At 63.3% G+C, this 16,350-nt stretch carries 14 protein-coding genes; 13 read left to right on the plus strand and 1 reads right to left on the minus strand.

Annotated elements, in window-relative coordinates:
• The first annotated feature begins 30 nt into the window (after window positions 1-30).
• The 4 genes from J4E63_RS11325 (at window position 31) to J4E63_RS11340 (ending at window position 5,752) form a co-directional block, all read left to right on the plus strand.
• A complete protein-coding gene (locus tag J4E63_RS11325) occupies window positions 31-1,479 on the plus strand; it encodes an APC family permease (protein ID WP_060742725.1) in 1,449 nt (482 codons plus the stop codon).
• An 82-nt stretch (window positions 1,480-1,561) separates the two neighbouring features.
• The gene (locus J4E63_RS11330; protein ID WP_207282008.1) at window positions 1,562-2,983 is read left to right on the plus strand and encodes an aldehyde dehydrogenase family protein; all 1,422 of its coding nucleotides are present in this window, start codon (window positions 1,562-1,564) and stop codon (window positions 2,981-2,983) included.
• 11 nt (window positions 2,984-2,994) lie between these two features.
• Window positions 2,995-4,344 carry an aminotransferase class III-fold pyridoxal phosphate-dependent enzyme gene (locus J4E63_RS11335; RefSeq protein ID WP_103308351.1) on the plus strand — a complete coding sequence of 450 codons (1,350 nt, stop codon included), beginning with the start codon at window positions 2,995-2,997 and terminating at the stop codon, window positions 4,342-4,344.
• 82 nt (window positions 4,345-4,426) lie between these two features.
• A complete protein-coding gene (locus J4E63_RS11340; protein ID WP_207282009.1) occupies window positions 4,427-5,752 on the plus strand; it encodes a hypothetical protein in 1,326 nt (441 codons plus the stop codon).
• A 187-nt stretch (window positions 5,753-5,939) separates the two neighbouring features.
• Here the strand turns inward: J4E63_RS11340 and J4E63_RS11345 are convergent, their stop codons facing one another.
• Window positions 5,940-6,692, minus strand: a complete 753-nt coding sequence (locus J4E63_RS11345) for an IclR family transcriptional regulator (RefSeq protein ID WP_060742721.1) — start codon at window positions 6,690-6,692, stop codon at window positions 5,940-5,942.
• A gap of 273 nt (window positions 6,693-6,965) precedes the next feature.
• On the opposite strand from J4E63_RS11345, the gene J4E63_RS11350 reads away from it, so the two are divergent.
• The 9 genes from J4E63_RS11350 to J4E63_RS11390 are packed head-to-tail and all read left to right on the plus strand — an operon-like array spanning window position 6,966 to window position 16,220.
• Window positions 6,966-8,507 carry an acetolactate synthase large subunit gene (locus J4E63_RS11350; protein ID WP_207282010.1) on the plus strand — a complete coding sequence of 514 codons (1,542 nt, stop codon included), beginning with the start codon at window positions 6,966-6,968 and terminating at the stop codon, window positions 8,505-8,507.
• A 10-nt stretch (window positions 8,508-8,517) separates the two neighbouring features.
• On the plus strand, window positions 8,518-10,008 hold the full coding sequence (locus J4E63_RS11355; protein ID WP_207282011.1) for an aldehyde dehydrogenase family protein: 1,491 nt from the start codon (window positions 8,518-8,520) through the stop codon (window positions 10,006-10,008).
• A gap of 26 nt (window positions 10,009-10,034) precedes the next feature.
• Entirely contained in the window at window positions 10,035-10,829 is a 795-nt protein-coding gene (locus J4E63_RS11360; RefSeq protein ID WP_060742718.1) for an SDR family NAD(P)-dependent oxidoreductase, read from the plus strand.
• 12 nt (window positions 10,830-10,841) lie between these two features.
• On the plus strand, window positions 10,842-11,882 hold the full coding sequence (locus J4E63_RS11365) for a YCF48-related protein (RefSeq protein ID WP_207282012.1): 1,041 nt from the start codon (window positions 10,842-10,844) through the stop codon (window positions 11,880-11,882).
• 11 nt (window positions 11,883-11,893) lie between these two features.
• Window positions 11,894-12,343 (plus strand): VOC family protein, encoded by a 450-nt coding sequence (locus J4E63_RS11370; RefSeq protein ID WP_060742716.1) that lies wholly within the window; start codon window positions 11,894-11,896, stop codon window positions 12,341-12,343.
• 13 nt (window positions 12,344-12,356) lie between these two features.
• Window positions 12,357-12,959 (plus strand): amino acid synthesis family protein, encoded by a 603-nt coding sequence (locus J4E63_RS11375; protein WP_060742715.1) that lies wholly within the window; start codon window positions 12,357-12,359, stop codon window positions 12,957-12,959.
• A gap of 26 nt (window positions 12,960-12,985) precedes the next feature.
• Window positions 12,986-13,849, plus strand: a complete 864-nt coding sequence (locus J4E63_RS11380) for an alpha/beta fold hydrolase (RefSeq protein ID WP_207282013.1) — start codon at window positions 12,986-12,988, stop codon at window positions 13,847-13,849.
• Between the two features lie 2 nt (window positions 13,850-13,851).
• Entirely contained in the window at window positions 13,852-15,459 is a 1,608-nt protein-coding gene (locus tag J4E63_RS11385) for a bifunctional 3-(3-hydroxy-phenyl)propionate/3-hydroxycinnamic acid hydroxylase (protein ID WP_207282014.1), read from the plus strand.
• Window positions 15,456-16,220, plus strand: a complete 765-nt coding sequence (locus J4E63_RS11390) for a 2-keto-4-pentenoate hydratase (RefSeq protein WP_207282015.1) — start codon at window positions 15,456-15,458, stop codon at window positions 16,218-16,220. Before J4E63_RS11385 ends, J4E63_RS11390 begins: the two co-directional genes overlap by 4 nt.
• Window positions 16,221-16,350 lie beyond the last annotated feature (130 nt).

The raw sequence follows: 16,350 nt of genomic DNA on the forward strand, positions 1-16,350 counted from the left end.
CAACTGCCTCATACAATAAGGTCAAGAACAATGAGCGTATCTTTCCCAATCAGCAGCTCGACGGAGCTGAAGCGCGGCGCCCTGGGCGTCGGCTTCATCATCTTCTTTGTGATTTCGGCGGCGAGCCCCTTGAGCGTCATCGCCGGCGGTTTCCCCATCGGCATCATGCTGGGCAACGGCGCGGGTACGCCGGCGTTGCTGCTCCTGGCGCTGTTGGTGTTGCTGGCCTTCTCGGCGGGCTACACGGCCATGTCCCGGCACATGACCAACGCCGGTGGTTTCTATGCGTTCACCTCTCGCGGTTTGGGTGGCCTGGCCGGTGGCGCGGCGGGGGTGCTGGCGATGTTTGCCTACAACATTCTCCAGGTCGGGCTGTACGGCATGTTCGGCGGCGTGGTCAGCGGCACGATGGCCAGTGTCTTTGGCCTGGATTTGCCGTGGTGGACGTATTCGCTCCTGGCGATGGCGAGCATCGCGATTCTCGGTTATCGCAAGATCGACCTGTCGGCCCGGGTGCTGTCGGTGGTGGTCATTGCCGAGTACCTGGCGATCCTGACGCTGGATTTCGCCATCCTCAAGACCGGTGGCGACAGTGGCATCAATCTCGATTCGTTCGATCGCAGCCACGTGTTCAGCGGCACGCCGTCCATCGGCTTGCTGTTCTGCTTCGCGGCGTTCATCGGCTTCGAGGCCACCACCATCTACGGCGAGGAGGCCAGGAACCCGCACCGTACGATTCCCATCGCCACCTACAGCTCGGTGCTGTTGATCGGCGGGTTCTATGCCCTGTCGGTTTGGGCCATGGTGGTTGGCGTAGGCGCGGACAAGATCGTACCGACCTTGCAGGCGCTCCAGGATCCCACCACGTTCATCTACGGCATGTCCGATCACTTTGTCGGCCCACACCTGACCCAGATCATCCGAGTGCTGTTCATGGTCAGCATCTACGCCGGCCTGCTGGCGTTCCACAACGCTGCGGCGCGTTATTTCTATGCCATCGGGCGTGACGGTTTGCTGCACAGCCGGTTGGGCACCACCCATCGCGTGCACCAGAGTCCGCACATGGGCTCGGTCCTGCAGAGCCTGATCGCAGCGGTGGTGGTGCTGATCTTCGCCGCGCTGGACGCCGATCCGATCCTGCAATTGTTCGCCTGGTTCTCCAACCTGGCCACGTTGTGCGTGATCCTGCTCATGGCCCTGACCTCGGCGGCGGTATGGGTCTATTTCCGCTCGCATCCGGAGTTGAAGCTGGGGCTCTGGCGTGGACGGATTCTTCCGGGCTTTTCGTGCCTGGCATTGCTGGCGGTCCTGGCCCTTGCGGTGATGCATTTCGACGTGCTGACCGGCGCCAGCCAACTGTTGTCCTACGGCCTTTGCGCCGTCATTCCCGCCGCGCTGATTGTCGGCGTATTCCTCGCCGCCCGATTGCGCAAGTCCTCGCCCGAGCGGTTCATGGCGTTGGGCAGCCACAAGCTCTAGGGCGCCACGCGACCACGTCAAACCACACAAAAAATTGCGCTGTCGTTCGGGACGGTCCGGCCGCGCGTGAAAGGAAGATGTTATGCACGATTATCAAATGCTCATCAATGGGGCCCGGGTCGACGGCGAAAACGGCCACTTCGATGTGATCAATCCGGCGACCGGCAGCGTGTTCGCCCGTTGCGCGGCCGGTTCCCTGGCCCAGCTGGGCCTCGCCGTCGAAGCGGCGCAGTCGGCCTTTATCGAATGGCGATACAGCAGCCATGAGGATCGCCGCCAGCGCCTGCTGAGCATCGCGGCGGACATCGAACAGGACGCCGAGTCGTTGGCCCGGCTGATTGTCCTGGAGCAGGGCAAGCCGCTGGAACTGGCGTTTTCCGAAGTGATGGGCGCGGTGGCCTGGACGCGTTACGCCGCCGAACAACAGATCCACGTGGAGTTGGTGGAGCAGACCCCGAGCCAGCGCATTGAACTGCACCGCAAGCCGTTGGGCGTCGTCGCATCGATCACGCCCTGGAACTGGCCATTTATGATCGCCGTCTGGCACATCATGCCGGCGTTGCGGGCCGGCAATTGCGTGATCAGCAAACCGTCGAGCCTGACCCCGCTGAGCACTTTGCGCCTGGTGGAGATCATTGCGCGCCATGTCCCTCGGGGCGTGATCAATAGCGTGACCGGCGAACAGGGTTTCGGCAGCGCGATCACTGCCCACGCCGGCATCCAGAAGATCGTCTTCACTGGCTCGACCGCCACCGGCCAAAGCGTGATGCGCGGCGCCGCGGGCAACCTCAAGCGCCTGACCCTGGAACTGGGCGGTAACGATGCCGCCATTGTGCTGCCCGGCACGCCGGTCGAGGCAGTGGCCGAAGACATTTTCCAGGCGGCCTTCCTGAACATGGGACAGACCTGCGCCGCCCTCAAGCGTTTGTACATCCACCAATCCCAGTACGAGGCCTTTGCCGAGGCCCTGACCGTTATCGCCAGGCGTCAGGTGGTGGGTGACGGCCTGGCGCCTGGGGTCACGTTTGGCCCGGTGCAGAACCTCGAACAACTGACACTGGTTGAGGAACTGGTGGCGGACGCCCGTGCCCAGGGGGCGCGGGTGTTGTGCGGCGGTGCCCGTCTGGACCGCCCGGGCTTTTTCTATCCGCCGACGCTGGTCGCCGATGTGACCGACGGACAGCGCCTGGTGGACGAAGAACAGTTCGGTCCGGTGTTGCCCCTGATCGCCTATCAGGATGTCGAGGATGTCCTGCGCCGCGCCAATGCCGGCGACATGGGCCTGGGAGGGTCGGTCTGGGGCCGCGACAGCGAGCAGGCACAGGCATTGGCCAGTCGCCTGGAATGTGGCATGGCCTGGGTCAATTGCCATGCGCAGATCCAGCCGAATACGCCGTTTGGCGGCAGCAAGATGTCCGGGTTCGGCGTCGAGTTCGGCCTTGAAGGGCTGCTGGAGTTTACCGGCCAGCAGCTGCTGTACGTACGCAAGCGTGAAACTGAGTGAGGACTGCAACCATGTACGAGCACTACAAGACAGCGCAGAAGAAATTCTGGCACCCGATGAGTTCTTCGGCGCCAGCCAACCGCTCCAAGACGTTGATCATCGCCCGTGGCGACGGCAACTACATCACCGATATCGAGGGCCATCGCATGCTCGATGGTGTGGGTGGCCTCTGGAACGTGAACGTGGGCCATAACCGGCCTTCGGTGAAGGCGGCCATCGCTGCGCAACTGGACGAACTGGCCTATTACCAGACCTTCGACGGCATCGCCCACCCGCGGGTGTTCGACCTGGCCGAGCGGCTGACGTCGATGTTCGCCCAGGAAAACATGGCGCGGGTGCTGTTCAGTTCCGGCGGTTCCGATGCGGTCGAGACGGCCCTGAAAATGGCCCGTCAATACTGGATCGCCAGCGGCGAGCCAGGGCGCACGCGCTTCCTGTCGTTGCGCAATGGCTACCATGGCGTGCACGTGGGCGGCACCTCCGTGGGCGGCAACGGGGTCTATCACTACAACCACGGGCCGCTGTTGGCCGGTTGTCATCTGCTCGATACGCCGTGGCTGTACCGCAATCCCTGGGACTGCCGCGATCCGGAGGAATTGACCGCTCACTGCATTCGCCAGTTGGAAGACCAGATCGCGCTGCTGGGTTCGCAGACCATTGCCGCGTTGGTCGCCGAGCCGGTGCAAGGTGCCGGTGGCGTAATCGTGCCGCCGGCGCATTACTGGAAGAGGCTGCGTGAAGTCTGTGATCGCCACGGCATCTTGTTGATCGCCGATGAAGTGGTCACAGGGTTCGGCCGCACCGGCTGCATGCTCGGCAGTCGAGGTTGGGGCGTCGCGCCCGACGTGCTGTGCCTGGCCAAGGGCATCACCGCCGGCTACATCCCCATGGGGGCGACGGTGTTCAACCAGCGTATCGCCGATGCCATCGAGAACGGTCCGGGTTTCAGCAGCGTGATCATGCACGGCTACACCTACAGCGGCCACCCGACGGCGTGTGCGGCGGCCCTGGCGGTGCTGGACATCGTCGAAGCCGAGGACTTGCCGGGCAATGCCGGGAAAGTCGGTGCCCAATTGCTGGAGCAACTGCAGCCGCTGACCGAACGTTATGCCGTGGTGGGCGAAGTGCGCGGCAAGGGCTTGATGATCGCCGTGGACCTGGTGGCGGACAAGGTCACCCGCGAGCCGCTGGACCCGGCCAACGGCCTGGCCTCGCGTATCGCCGAGCAGGCGCGCCGCGCCGGCGTACTGGTGCGCCCGATAGGCAACAAAATCGTGATGTCGCCACCGCTGACCCTCACCTCCGACGAGGCCGCCATGATGGTTGGTGCGTTGGACGGCGCGCTCGCCGACTGCCGCTAGCCCGACCAGCCGGCGCAGCGTGCTGCGCCGGCTCCTGAATATAAAGACAGCCTTTGAAGGCGCACCACAAGGAGCTCCCGCCATGCGGAACCTATCGCGTATGGAATTTTTCGGCAGTGGCCTTGCCTGTACGCTGGCGCTCTGCGCCGCGAGTCAGGTCCAGGCCTATGCGTTGTATGCCGATGACGACACTCACCTCGACGCCGACATGCTGGCGGTGTTCGGCCACTTCAACAGTCGCAAGAACTACGACGGCAGGCCCGGCGGTTCAACCTGGCGCGAAGGCTTCATCAAGTATGGCGTCAGCGGCGACCAGGGCCTGGCCGGCCGTGGCAGCGCCTACGGTGCGTTCAGCCTGGTCAGTTCCGCCACCTGGGGCGATGGCGACGCGGCCGGCAATACACTGGGCAGCGAGCGTACGACGAAGATCGAAGACGCTTACCTGGGCTGGCGCTCCGCCGATCTGTTCCCTGTGTTGGGGCAGGACGGTGTCGATATCTCCGGCGGTCGCCAGGTGGTCAAGCTGGGCAGGGGGTTCTTGATCAACGATGACGGGCCGAACCTGGGCAAAGGGCCTGCCAATGGTCGCTTGAATCGCGGGGGGGCCTATTACCTGGCCGCCCGGCATGCGTTCGACCAGACCGCCGTATTGCGTCTGGGCGGGCAGGAGGGGTTGCATGGCAGTGCGGTCTGGCTCAAGTCCGACAACCGTGCCCAGGCCGAAACCGAACTGGCCGCTGGCACGCTGGACTACACCGCCAAGGCCGGGACCTTGGGCTTGACCTGGATCCATGGCCTGGATGTGAGCGAGCAGTGGGCCAGTGACTTCCAGAAGCAACGCAAGGGCATGGATGTCTACAGCATTCGTGGTGAAGGCGACGCGGGCATCGAGAACGCCAGCCTGGCATTCGAGTACGCCTGGCAGGACAAGGACGCCGGCCCGCAGAACGCCTGGTACGCCGAGGCCGGCTACACCTTTGCCGATCTCGCCTGGGCGCCCAAGCTGACGTACCGCTACAGCCGCTATTCGCAGAAGTGGGATTCGCTGTTCACCGGGCAGAGCACGGGTTATGGCACGTGGTTCCAGGGTGAAGTCGCGGGCAATTATGCCGGGCCCTTCAACAGCAACACGGGCATTCATCATGTCGGCCTGACAGCCACGCCGTTGGAAAACCTGACCCTCGGTGCGTTGTACTTCGATTACAACACCGTACGTAAAGACAACGCCCTGAACCTGGATGCCCGTGAGCTGGATGTGTATGCCGAGTGGGCCGTCAACGAGCATTTGATCGTCACCCCGCTGATCGGCCTCTACAAGCCGGATCGGGATGCAGCGACGGGGGGCAATCAAGTGACGGGCAATGGCACCAACGTGTACAGCCAGGTGACGGTGGCTGTGCCGTTCTGAGGCCGGAGTTGTTCGATAAACCTTGTGGGAGCGAGCTTGCTCGCGATGACGGCGGCCCAATCAACACCAATCTCAACTGATCCACCGCAATCGCGAGCAAGCTCGCTCCCACAGGGAATTTGGGGGGAATTCAAATCTTGTAGTCATCCCTCGCCACAGGACACTGGTATCGCTGCACCTCCGGTTTCTAGCCGACGGCAGGCTGGGTATGCATCCGCTCGGCAATCCGCCGGGTGGTGTCCATCACCATTTCAACCACGGTTTCCTGGCGCAGCAGTTTGAAGCTGTGGGTGCTGCCCACGGCCGAAAGGCTGCCCACCACCTCGTCGAGCTCCGGGTTGACGATCGGCGCCGCGATACCGGTGAGGCCCAGGTTGAGTTCGTCGTGGGTCATGCAATAGCCATCCTTGCGGATTTTTTTCGTGGCCTTGGAAAAGCTTGCCCAGTCATGGCCGCTGTCGGGGTCGTTGGCCAGGTGTTCTTCGAACAGGCGTTGCAGGCGCCGACCCTTTTGGAAGGCGATCAATACCTTGGATTGCGCGCCGCGAAAAAACGGCAGTGGTTGGCCGCGGCCGAATGAGAACTGGTAGGTGTCACTGGGTTCGGCGATGTAGGTGTTGATGATACGGCCGTCGTAGAAAACGCTGGCGAACACCGCCAGGCCAGTGGCGTCGGACAGCTCGTGCATCAACTCGCGGCCTGCCACGAGGATCGGGTCGTACTGCCGCATCATCCAGTCCAGCTCAATGATGCGTGGCCCCAGGCCGTAGCTGCCGGCATCCACCCGCACCAGCAGGCCGGCATCGCACAAGTCCTTGACGTAGCGGTACACGGTCGCCCGTGAGAGGCCCATGCGCTCGGCGATGGTCTCGGGGTCGATCTTCAATGTGGCCGGGCCGAAAAGGTCCAGCACACTCAGCATTTTGCTCAGACTGCTCATTTCGCTCCTAAAGGGGGAATGGCGCGTAGGGGGTCGTTGGGTGAGCACTATAGGTAGCCGCGGCGCTGATGAAAAGCCCGCGCGCTCGCTCAGGAGCGCGTTATCACGGTAACTCAATGCTTGAGAAATACAAGCGGATTTCCAGTCGTTTACTCTCACAAAATATGCATTAATCTCAAAATATGATTTTAATGCAGAAAAATATCTTGTTTTGTCGATTGTGCTGTGTGATAAATCTCAGCCACTGCAAACGCTCGATGAAGAGGGCTGGAAATGAATGGTGCGCAACTGATAGTGAAGGCGGCGGTGGCAAGCGGTATCGAATACTGCTTCGCCAATCCCGGAACGACTGAAATTCCCCTGGTGGCAGCCATGGCCAGCGCGCCAGCCCTCAAGCCGGTGTTGTCCTTGTTCGAAGGGGTATGCACCGGTGCGGCGGACGGCTACGGCCGGATTGCCGGCAAGCCGGCGATGACCCTGACTCACCTCGGCCCAGGCTTTGCCAATGGCATTGCCAACCTGCACAACGCCCGTCGCGCCAACACTCCGATCGTCAACGTCATCGGCGATCACGCGTCCTGGCACGTCAATTACGATCCACCGCTGGCCAGTGACATCCAGGCCTTGGCCGGCAGCGTTTCCAAGTGGGTACGGACCTCGCGCACGGCGTCGGGCGTCGGTGAAGATTTCCAGGAGGCGGTGCGTGCCGCCTGGCAAGCCAACGGCCAGATCGCCAGCCTGATTCTGCCGATGGACCTGCAAGCCAACACCGTGCAGCACGAGAAAGCCTTCACAGCATTGCAGGCTCCGGTCCGGCGTTTTGCCGGTGACCGGGTCGAGGCGGTCGCCCAGGCATTGCGCGATGGTCGGCGCCTGGTGTTTATCGTCGGCGACCAAGGCTTGTCCGTCGCCGGCCTGGAAGCGGCGGGGCGCCTGGCGCAACTGCCAGGCGTGCGCCTGTTCGCCGAAACCTTTCCGCGCATGAGTTATCGCGGCGGTGGCCTGCCAGACCTGGATCGCCTGCCTTACTTCCCCGAAGTGGCCATCGAGATCCTTGACCAATACGACGCGGTGGTCTGTGCCGGCGTCCCCGAGCCCATCAGCTACTTCGGCTACGAAGGCATTGCCTCCCGGCTGGCAGAGCGTGAACGCCTGCTGTGTCTGGCCGAGGTGGGGGACGACGTTGCCGGGGCACTCACTGCGCTGGCCGATGCGCTCGAGGCGCCGGCTTATGTGCCCACGCCAACCGGTATCGAACTGCCGCCCGGCGAAGCCACGTTGACACCGCAATCGGTGGGCCAGGTGCTGGCCGCATCGTTGCCGGACGACTGCATCGTTTCGGTGGAAGGCGGCACGTGCGGCTATCCGTTCTTCACCGCTTCGGCCCATGCCGCACGGCATCGGGTCCTGACCAACACCGGTGGGGCCATCGGCCAGGGCATCCCGGTGGGCTTTGGCGCCGCCATGGCCGAGCGTGGCAACAAGGTGTTCTGCCTGCAATCGGACGGCAGTGCCCAGTACACCATCCAGACCTTATGGAGCATCGCCCGCGAGCAACTGCCGGTGGTGATCCTGATCGCGGCCAACCATCGCTACGCCATTTTGCAGAACGAGCTGCGCCGCTTCGGCATGACCGAGCTGGGCCCTGAGGCCCTGAGCCTGACGGTGCTGGACCGTCCGCGCATCGATTGGAAGGCCCTGGCCAAGGGCTACGGCTTGCCGGCCAGCACTGTGCACACCAACGGTGAGTTGCAACGCGCCTTGGCCAACGCCAAGGCCGACGGTGGTCCTTGCCTGATCGAAATGGCGCTGTGAAGGAGCGGATATGAACCCGATTCAATTGTTACCTGCGGTCGAGAAGTTCCTGTCGCAACCGGGGCGTCTGTTTATCGGCGGCACTTGGCAGGACGCCGCCAATGGTCGCCGGTTTGCCGTGGAAAACCCGGCCACTGAACACCCCCTGGCTGAAGTCGCCGAAGGTGGCGAACGCGACGTGGATGCCGCCGTCGCTGCCGCCCGCGCGGCCTTCACGGGGACCTGGGCACAGCAGTCCCCGGCCCAGCGCGGGTTGTTGCTGTTTCGCCTGGCGGAACTGCTCGACCAGCATCGCGAAGAGCTGGCGCAACTGATCACCCTGGAAAACGGCAAGCCGATCGGTGCGGCCCGGGGCGAAGCGGCCAGTGCGGCCAATATCATTCGTTACTTCGCCGGTTGGCCGACCAAGATCGAAGGCAGCACGCTGCCGGTGTCGCCCTCCAGTGGCGCACCGATGCTCAATTACACCTTGCGCGAGCCGGTGGGCGTCTGCGCGTTGATCGTACCGTGGAACTTCCCGCTGACCATGTGCGTGTGGAAACTCGGCCCGGTGCTGGCGACCGGTTGTGTCGCGGTGCTCAAGCCCGCCGAGCAGACGCCCCTGGTTGCCATTCGCCTGGTGCAGTTGATCGAGGCCGCCGGTTTCCCGGCCGGAGTGGTCAACCTGCTCACTGGCCTGGGTGCGCAGACCGGTGCACCGCTGGCCCAGCACCCGGACGTGGACAAGATCGCCTTCACCGGCTCGACCCAGGTGGGACGACTGATCGCCCAGGCGGCCACTGGCAACATGAAGAAGGTCTCCCTGGAACTGGGGGGCAAGTCCCCCAACATCATCCTGCCGGACGCCGACATTGTCCGGGCCGCCAAAGGCGCCGCCGATGGCATTTTCTACAACCAGGGCCAGGTTTGCACCGCCGGATCGCGTCTGTACGTGCACGCCAGCGTCCTCGACCAGGTGCTTGAAGAACTCCAGCGCCACGCGGCCGCCCATGTGTTGGGGCCAGGCCTGGATCCGGCCAGCAGCATGGGCCCACTGGTTTCGGCCCGGCAATTGGGCACGGTGCGTGGCTACCTGCAACGGGGCCAGGAAGAGGGCGCCGAACTGATCTGCGGCGGTGATCGGCCGGCCCACCTGGAGCGTGGTCATTTCATCCGCCCCAGCGTGTTTCTCGACCGCGCCGAGCGCGCCTGTGTCGCCCGGGAAGAAATCTTCGGCCCGGTACTGACCGTCATGAGCTGGACCGAAATCGATGAACTGGTGCTGCGCGCCAACGACTCGCCTTACGGCCTGGCGGCCGGTCTCTGGACCCGTGACTTGCGCTCCGCCCATCGCGTGGCGGCGCAGTTGAAGGCCGGTTCGGTGTGGATCAACTGCTGGAACGTCGTCGACCCGGCCTCGCCATTTGGCGGCTACAAGCAATCCGGCTGGGGTCGGGAAATGGGTAAGAACGTGATCGATGCCTACACCGAAACCAAAAGTGTCTACGTCGATCTGGCCTGAACCGAATAATCACAAGAGGAACTGTTATGGATCTGGAATTGCAAGGCCGCGTGGCGATCGTCACCGGCGGCGGTATGGGCATCGGCAAGGAAGTCGCACGCTTTTTGTCCCAGGAGGGTTGCAAGGTGGTGATCTGTGCGCGGCGCATGGAGTTTCTCCAGCAAGCCGCCGAGGAAATCACCGCCGAGACCGGCAACGAAGTGCTGCCGCTGTACTGTGACACCAACCAGATGTCGGCGGTGTCCGACATGGTCGAGGCGGCCCACAAGCACTTCGGCCGCATCGACATCCTGGTCAACGGCGCCGCGGCACCGTCCGGCGTGGTGCGCAATGACATCGAACATGCCGGCGACGACGAGTTGCTCTCGGACCTCAACACCAAGGTGATCGGCTATTTCCGTTGCGCCAAGGCGGTGACCCCGCACATGAAGGCCGGTGGCTTCGGTCGCATCATCAACATCGGTGGCTTGACCGGGCGTGGCAGCAAGGTCCTCTCGGGCATGCGCAACCTGGCCATCGCCCACATGACCAAGACGCTCTCCGACCAACTGGGCCCTTCCGGCATCACCGTCAACCTGATCCACCCCGGCGTGGTCGACACCCCGCACATCCAGGAGCTGTACGAGCGCGAAGGGGTCAAGCAGGGCAAGACGCCTGAGCAGGTGGAGCAGGGCTACATCGACGCGACGCCGATCCGGCGCACCCTGGCACCCATCGAAATGGGCTGGCTGATCGGTTTCCTTGCATCCCCCAAGGCAGGTGCCGTGACCGGGGAATCCATTGGCATCGACGGCGGCTTGACCCGTGGCATCTTCATTTGAGGAGCAGCAGTGATGAGTAACGGAACCCTTTTGGTCGCCACCGTAGGGCAAGCGGTGATCCGCAGCGCCGACGATGGCCGTACCTGGCATCGCCTGGGCCTGGGCCAGGACCTGGAATTCGATGCGATCACCCGATCCCTGAGTTTCCATCCGGCTACGCCCGAGGTGATCTACGCCGGCACCGACGTCGGCCTGTGCGTCAGCCGTGATACCGGCGGCCATTGGCAGCAGGTGGATTCGCCGTTCAACGGGCAGACCGTCTGGAAGGTGGCCGTGGATCCCCAGGATGCACAGCGCATTTTCGTGGGCACCGGTGCGCCTTCGCGCGCCGTGCTGTGGCGCACCCTCGACGGTGGCCAGCACTGGGATCGTGCCCCCGTGGAGATCCCGGAGTTCTGCGACGGCGTCAGTCGCCCACGCCTGCTGGCTTTCGCCTACGATCCGACGGACCGCAACCAGCTCTGGTTCGGCCTGGAGGAGGGCGGGTTGTTCCACAGCCGTGACGGGGGCGAGAGCTGGACCCGTGTCGATGATCGCTTGTTGTGGGACTTCAACTCGGACGTGCACAACATCGTGGTCCTGCCCAACCATGGGCAGAAGGTCATCGTCGTGGTGTGCGTCAACGCCGTTTACCGCAGCCTCGACGAGGGGCAGACCTGGACCGGCATCGTCGCCCGGGAAGCCTTCGGTCTGTATTACGTGCGCGCCATGAATGCACCGTTGGGCGGCGAGGATACGCTCTACCTGAGCATCTCCGACGGCACCCCAGGCACGACCAGCAAGGTCCTGGTTTCCCGGGATGCCGCCCTCAGTTGGGAAGTGCTGCCGCTGCCGCAACAACCCAACTCCTGTGTCTGGGCGATTGCCTTGAACCCTGCCGACCCTCGCCAGATCGTCGCCGGCACCAAGTACGGGCATCTGTTCACTTCCGAGAACGGCGGTGACGGCTGGCAGAAGCAGTGGCGTGAATTCAGTGAAATCGCTGATGTGCTCTGGACCCCCGCCGTGGCGCAAATCAAGTCCGGGCATCAATCCATCATCAAGAAAAACTGAGGTATCGCGCGATGAAAGTCGAAGTCGTTCGTACTCACCTGTCGTTGTTCGTGAGCGACCCGGAAGTGTCGGCCCGCTGGTACGCCGATGTGCTGGGCATGCATGAAAGCGCCCGGGGTGAAAGCTGGATCATGATGGCGTTTGGTGCCAAGCATCACGACATCGCGTTGCTCCGCGCAGAGCCCGGGGCTCACCAGGGCGGCCTGGGTTTGCAGCACTACGGGCTGGAGATCGCGGGCGACATGACCACTCTGCGCAAGCTCTACGGCATGTTGCTGAACAAGGGCGTCGAGGTGGTGAAGATCACTGACCACGAGATCGGCAACGGCGTGTACTTCAACGACCCCGATGGCAATCGCATGGAGTTTTTCCTCGAGTCCGAACACGACGACGAGCGCGGCAAGGCCCGCTTCAAGGCCGCTGGGGCCCCCAGCCGGCATTTCGATCTCGACCCACTTTAAAGAGGCAAGTCTGATGAAAACCGCGAATTTCGCCAGTTACCACATCCGCAAATGGTACAGCTTCGTCGAGGAAACCCTGGCCAACGAAACCGGCCAGTTGGCCGATGGCGAGCCGCTGTTCAAGTACGCCATTGGGGCGGTGATCGCCAACCCTTATGCCGGACGTTTCAGCGAAAGCCTGGCCGAGTTGATAGAGCCGTCACCCTTGCTGGGCCAGGAGTTTGGCCGGCGTATCCAGGCCCTGGCCGGCGAGCGTGAGATTGTCAGTTATGGCAAGGCGTGCCTGGTGGGCAGCCAGGGCGAGTACGAGCATGGCAATGCGTTGCTGACCAATCCGGCGGCGGATCCGATCCGTGTCGCATTGGGCGGTGGCAAGTCCTGGGTGCCCTCCACCGGCAAGCGTGGCGGGCCTGGCGTGACCATCGACGTACCGCTGGCCCACAAGGACGCGCTGTATGTCCGCTCCCATTACGACAGCATTTCCCTGTCGTTCGGCGATGGTCCCTCGGCCGACGAGTTGATCATCATCTGGGCCTTCGCCACGCGCGGGCGTTTGCATGCACGTCTGGGTGGTCTGCAAGCCGCTGACGTCAAGGGCAATGACGGCCTGTATTGAGGTGCGCTGACGTGGGAAGCCAACGAATGTCTGCAAACAGCCAGTTCTTCACCAATCGTTCGGGGATGCGCCTGCACTACTTGTCGTGGGGCAATGCGTCAGGCATTCCCGTGTTGCTGCTGCATGGGCTGCGGGCCTATGCCCAGACCTGGGCGTCCCTGGCCAATGCCTTGGGCGAGCAATTCTGTTGCCATGCCCTGGACCAGCGCGGCCGTGGCGACAGCGATTGGGCGGAGGCTTCCAGCTACCGGACGGAAGCCTATGTCAGCGATCTGGAAGATTGGGTCACGCACCTGGGGCTGGAGCGTTTCGTCCTGGTCGGGCATTCCCTCGGCGGCACCAATGCGCTGGAGTATGCCCGGCTCAATCCTGGACGCCTGCAAGCCCTGGTGATCGAAGACATTGGCCCCGGCTCGTCGATCAGCGGCGACGGTGCCGAGCGCATCCGTCGCGAAATGAACCAGACGCCCCTGTCGTTTCCCGACTGGGAAAGTGCCGCGCAATTCTGGCGCCGCTCACGTCCCGGTCTGTCCGCCCAGGGGCTGGCGTCCAGGTTGACCCATTCGATGAAGGAAACCCCGACAGGCATCGGCTGGCGTCATGATCAGGCCGGAATTGCCCAGGCGCGCCTGAGCATCACCCCGACCGATCTGTGGCCGGCGGTCCGGGCACTGGATTGCCCGACGCTGTTCATCCGTGGCGCGCGTTCCGATTTTCTGCCCGAGGCGACCCTGGAGGCCATGAAGGAGGCCAATCCACGCGTGCATACAGCGCAAATCGCCGACGCCAGCCATTATGTCCATGACGACCAGGAGGACACGTTCAACCGTGTCGTCATGGATTACTTGCACGACCAATGCCTACAACCACAACAACAAAGCGGTGAATAACGATGAAGCAGGAGAAAACCCAGGTTGTCATCGTGGGCGGCGGCCCGAACGGGATCACGGCCGCTCATTACATGGGGCTGTACGGTATCGACTGCATCGTCCTTGAATTGGCTGACGGCGTCCTGCCGTATCCTCGCGCGGTGGGCATGGATGACGAGGCACTGCGGGTGTTGCAGGGCATCGGCATCGCCGAACTGGCCGCGCGCGACATGATCTGCAACGTGCCCCTGCGTTACTACAATGCGCGAGGCGTCTGTTTTGCCGAGGTCAAGCCGAGCACGGCGAACTATGGCTGGCCGATGCGCAACATCTTCATGCAACAGTTGCTTGAAACGACATTGCGCGAGCAGTTGGGCAAACACGCCAGTGTCGAGTTGCGCCAGGGCCATGAAATGCTCGACCTGGAGCAGGATGCCGAGGGTGTGACCTTGCAGGTGCGCGATGCCCGGGGCGAGCTCTATCAACTGCAGGCGCAGTACGTGATCGGTGCCGATGGCGGACGCTCCAGCGTGCGCAAGAAACTCGGCATCGAACTGCTGGGGCTGACCCATCCGCGCAAATGGGTGGTGATCGATACGGCCAACGACAGCCTGGATGCACCTTATACGGCGTTGCATGCCGACCCCCAGCGACCTTTCGTCTGTATCTACCTGCCGTATCAGCAGCGGCGCTGGGAGTTCATGCTCCTGGAGGGCGAAGACGAAACCCGGATGTGCGAAGAGGCGACGATCCGGGACTTGATCCGTGGGCATATCGGCGACGCGGTCGACCAGCTGGAAATCATCCGGATCCGCGCCTACACCCACAACTCCCGGGTCGCGGCGCGCTTTGTCCAGGGCCGTGTGGCATTGGTGGGGGACGCGGCGCATATTTCCCCGCCCTGGGCCGGGCAGGGGCTCAATTCGGGCTTGCGTGATGTCGCCAACGTCAGTTGGAAGCTCGCCGCGATTCTCCAAGGGCGGGCGTCGCCGACGATCCTGGCCAGTTACGACCAGGAGCGCCGTGGGCATGCGACCGATCTCATCGCGTTGGCCGACAACATGGGCGCCGTCCTGGGGCTGACCAACCCGTTGATGGCGGGTGTACGGGACTGGTTGTTCCAGGCCGTCAACAGCGTCGACAACCTGCGTTCGCACTTGCTGGAATTCAAGTTCAAGCCCAAGGCGACCATCACCAAGGGCCTGGTGTATCACGAGCGCGCCGAGCTGCATGAGGATGATCTGGTCGGGCAGTTGTTCATCCAACCGTCCATCGAAGATGCCCAGGGCCAGCGCCGACGCCTGGACGAGGTGCTGGGGCATTCCTATGCGGTGCTGGGGTATCGGGTCAATCCGAACGAACAACTCAGCGAAGAAACCGCCGCCTGGTGGGCGCGCTGGGAGACGCGCTTCATCCAGATCAATCGCTCGCGCAGTGGCGTGGGGCGCAACCAACCCTTGTCGGCCAGCGGGGCCATTTGTGTCGAGGATGTCGATAACCGCCTCGGCGAATGGTTTGCCAAAGTGCGTGATTGTGTCGTGGTGGTGCGGCCGGATCGGTTCGTGGCCGCGATCACCACGCCCGAGCGGCTCGAGGGCGTGTTGCGCAAACTGGCGGAGCAACTCTCATGAGCCGCGAAGATCATCTGTTGGTCCGGCTTCACGATGCCGCGCAGGCCGTGCACGCCTTGCCTTCGTTGGAGCCACAGGCCGTCGACCTGCCGATGGGCTACACCTTGCAGCGCGAGGCGCTGCGTCGGCGCCAGGCCGGTGGTGAGCGCTTGACCGGATGGAAAGTGGCCTTCGCCGGCCGCGCCGCCCAGGACCGTTTCGGTATTGATGAGCCGGTCTTGGGCGCACTGACCGATGCCATGGTCGTGGAACCCGGCCGTGGGGTGTCGCTTGCGCGGCTGATCCAGCCGAAGTTGGAAATCGAGCTGGCGTTTGTCCTGGGGCGTACGCTGGTGCCCGGTTTCTACAGCGACGAGGACATCCTCGCCGCGGTGTCCGAGATCGCGCCGGCATTCGAAATTGCCGATTGTCGCTGGCAGGGCTGGCGTTTCGGCGTCGGCGCGTTTCTTGCCGACAATGCCGCCGCGGGGCTGTATTGCCTGGGGCCGCGGGTCAGGTTCCATCCCGAGCAATTGGCCCACCTGAACTATCGCCTGGCGTGCGATGGGGTGCCCTGTGGCGAGGGCAATGCCCAGGCGCGCGAAGACACGCCCCAGGCCAACCTGTGCTGGCTGGTCCGGCGCTTGCTGGCCGACGGGCAGTGCGTTGAAGCGGGCCAGGTGGTGCTGTCCGGCGCTTTGTTGGCACCGTTGGAGATCAAGGCCGCCGAGTATCGGTTGTACATGCTTGGCATGGAACTGGCTTTGGTTTTCCGGCAGTAAGCACCGTTCACCCAAAGGAGCCCGTGGTGAGGGAGCTTGCTCCCGCTTGAGTGCGAAGCGCTCACAAAAATGGGTCTGCTGCGCAGCCCAGCGGGAGCAAGCTCCCTTGCCACGGGTTTTAGAGGTCCTT

This window comes from Pseudomonas sp. FW300-N2F2 (genome assembly GCF_017351655.1).
GTDB classification, from domain to species: Bacteria; Pseudomonadota; Gammaproteobacteria; order Pseudomonadales; family Pseudomonadaceae; genus Aquipseudomonas; species Aquipseudomonas fluorescens_AA.

Coding starts and splice junctions, on each gene's coding strand:
- J4E63_RS11365 (WP_207282012.1), top strand. CDS start 10,842: ATGAGTAACGGAACCCTTTTGGTCGCCACCGTAGGGCAAGCGGTGATC.
- J4E63_RS11375 (WP_060742715.1), top strand. CDS start 12,357: ATGAAAACCGCGAATTTCGCCAGTTACCACATCCGCAAATGGTACAGC.
- J4E63_RS11345 (WP_060742721.1), bottom strand. CDS start 6,692: ATGAGCAGTCTGAGCAAAATGCTGAGTGTGCTGGACCTTTTCGGCCCG.
- J4E63_RS11355 (WP_207282011.1), top strand. CDS start 8,518: ATGAACCCGATTCAATTGTTACCTGCGGTCGAGAAGTTCCTGTCGCAA.
- J4E63_RS11370 (WP_060742716.1), top strand. CDS start 11,894: ATGAAAGTCGAAGTCGTTCGTACTCACCTGTCGTTGTTCGTGAGCGAC.
- J4E63_RS11380 (WP_207282013.1), top strand. CDS start 12,986: ATGTCTGCAAACAGCCAGTTCTTCACCAATCGTTCGGGGATGCGCCTG.
- J4E63_RS11325 (WP_060742725.1), top strand. CDS start 31: ATGAGCGTATCTTTCCCAATCAGCAGCTCGACGGAGCTGAAGCGCGGC.
- J4E63_RS11350 (WP_207282010.1), top strand. CDS start 6,966: ATGAATGGTGCGCAACTGATAGTGAAGGCGGCGGTGGCAAGCGGTATC.
- J4E63_RS11385 (WP_207282014.1), top strand. CDS start 13,852: ATGAAGCAGGAGAAAACCCAGGTTGTCATCGTGGGCGGCGGCCCGAAC.
- J4E63_RS11340 (WP_207282009.1), top strand. CDS start 4,427: ATGCGGAACCTATCGCGTATGGAATTTTTCGGCAGTGGCCTTGCCTGT.
- J4E63_RS11330 (WP_207282008.1), top strand. CDS start 1,562: ATGCACGATTATCAAATGCTCATCAATGGGGCCCGGGTCGACGGCGAA.
- J4E63_RS11335 (WP_103308351.1), top strand. CDS start 2,995: ATGTACGAGCACTACAAGACAGCGCAGAAGAAATTCTGGCACCCGATG.
- J4E63_RS11360 (WP_060742718.1), top strand. CDS start 10,035: ATGGATCTGGAATTGCAAGGCCGCGTGGCGATCGTCACCGGCGGCGGT.
- J4E63_RS11390 (WP_207282015.1), top strand. CDS start 15,456: ATGAGCCGCGAAGATCATCTGTTGGTCCGGCTTCACGATGCCGCGCAG.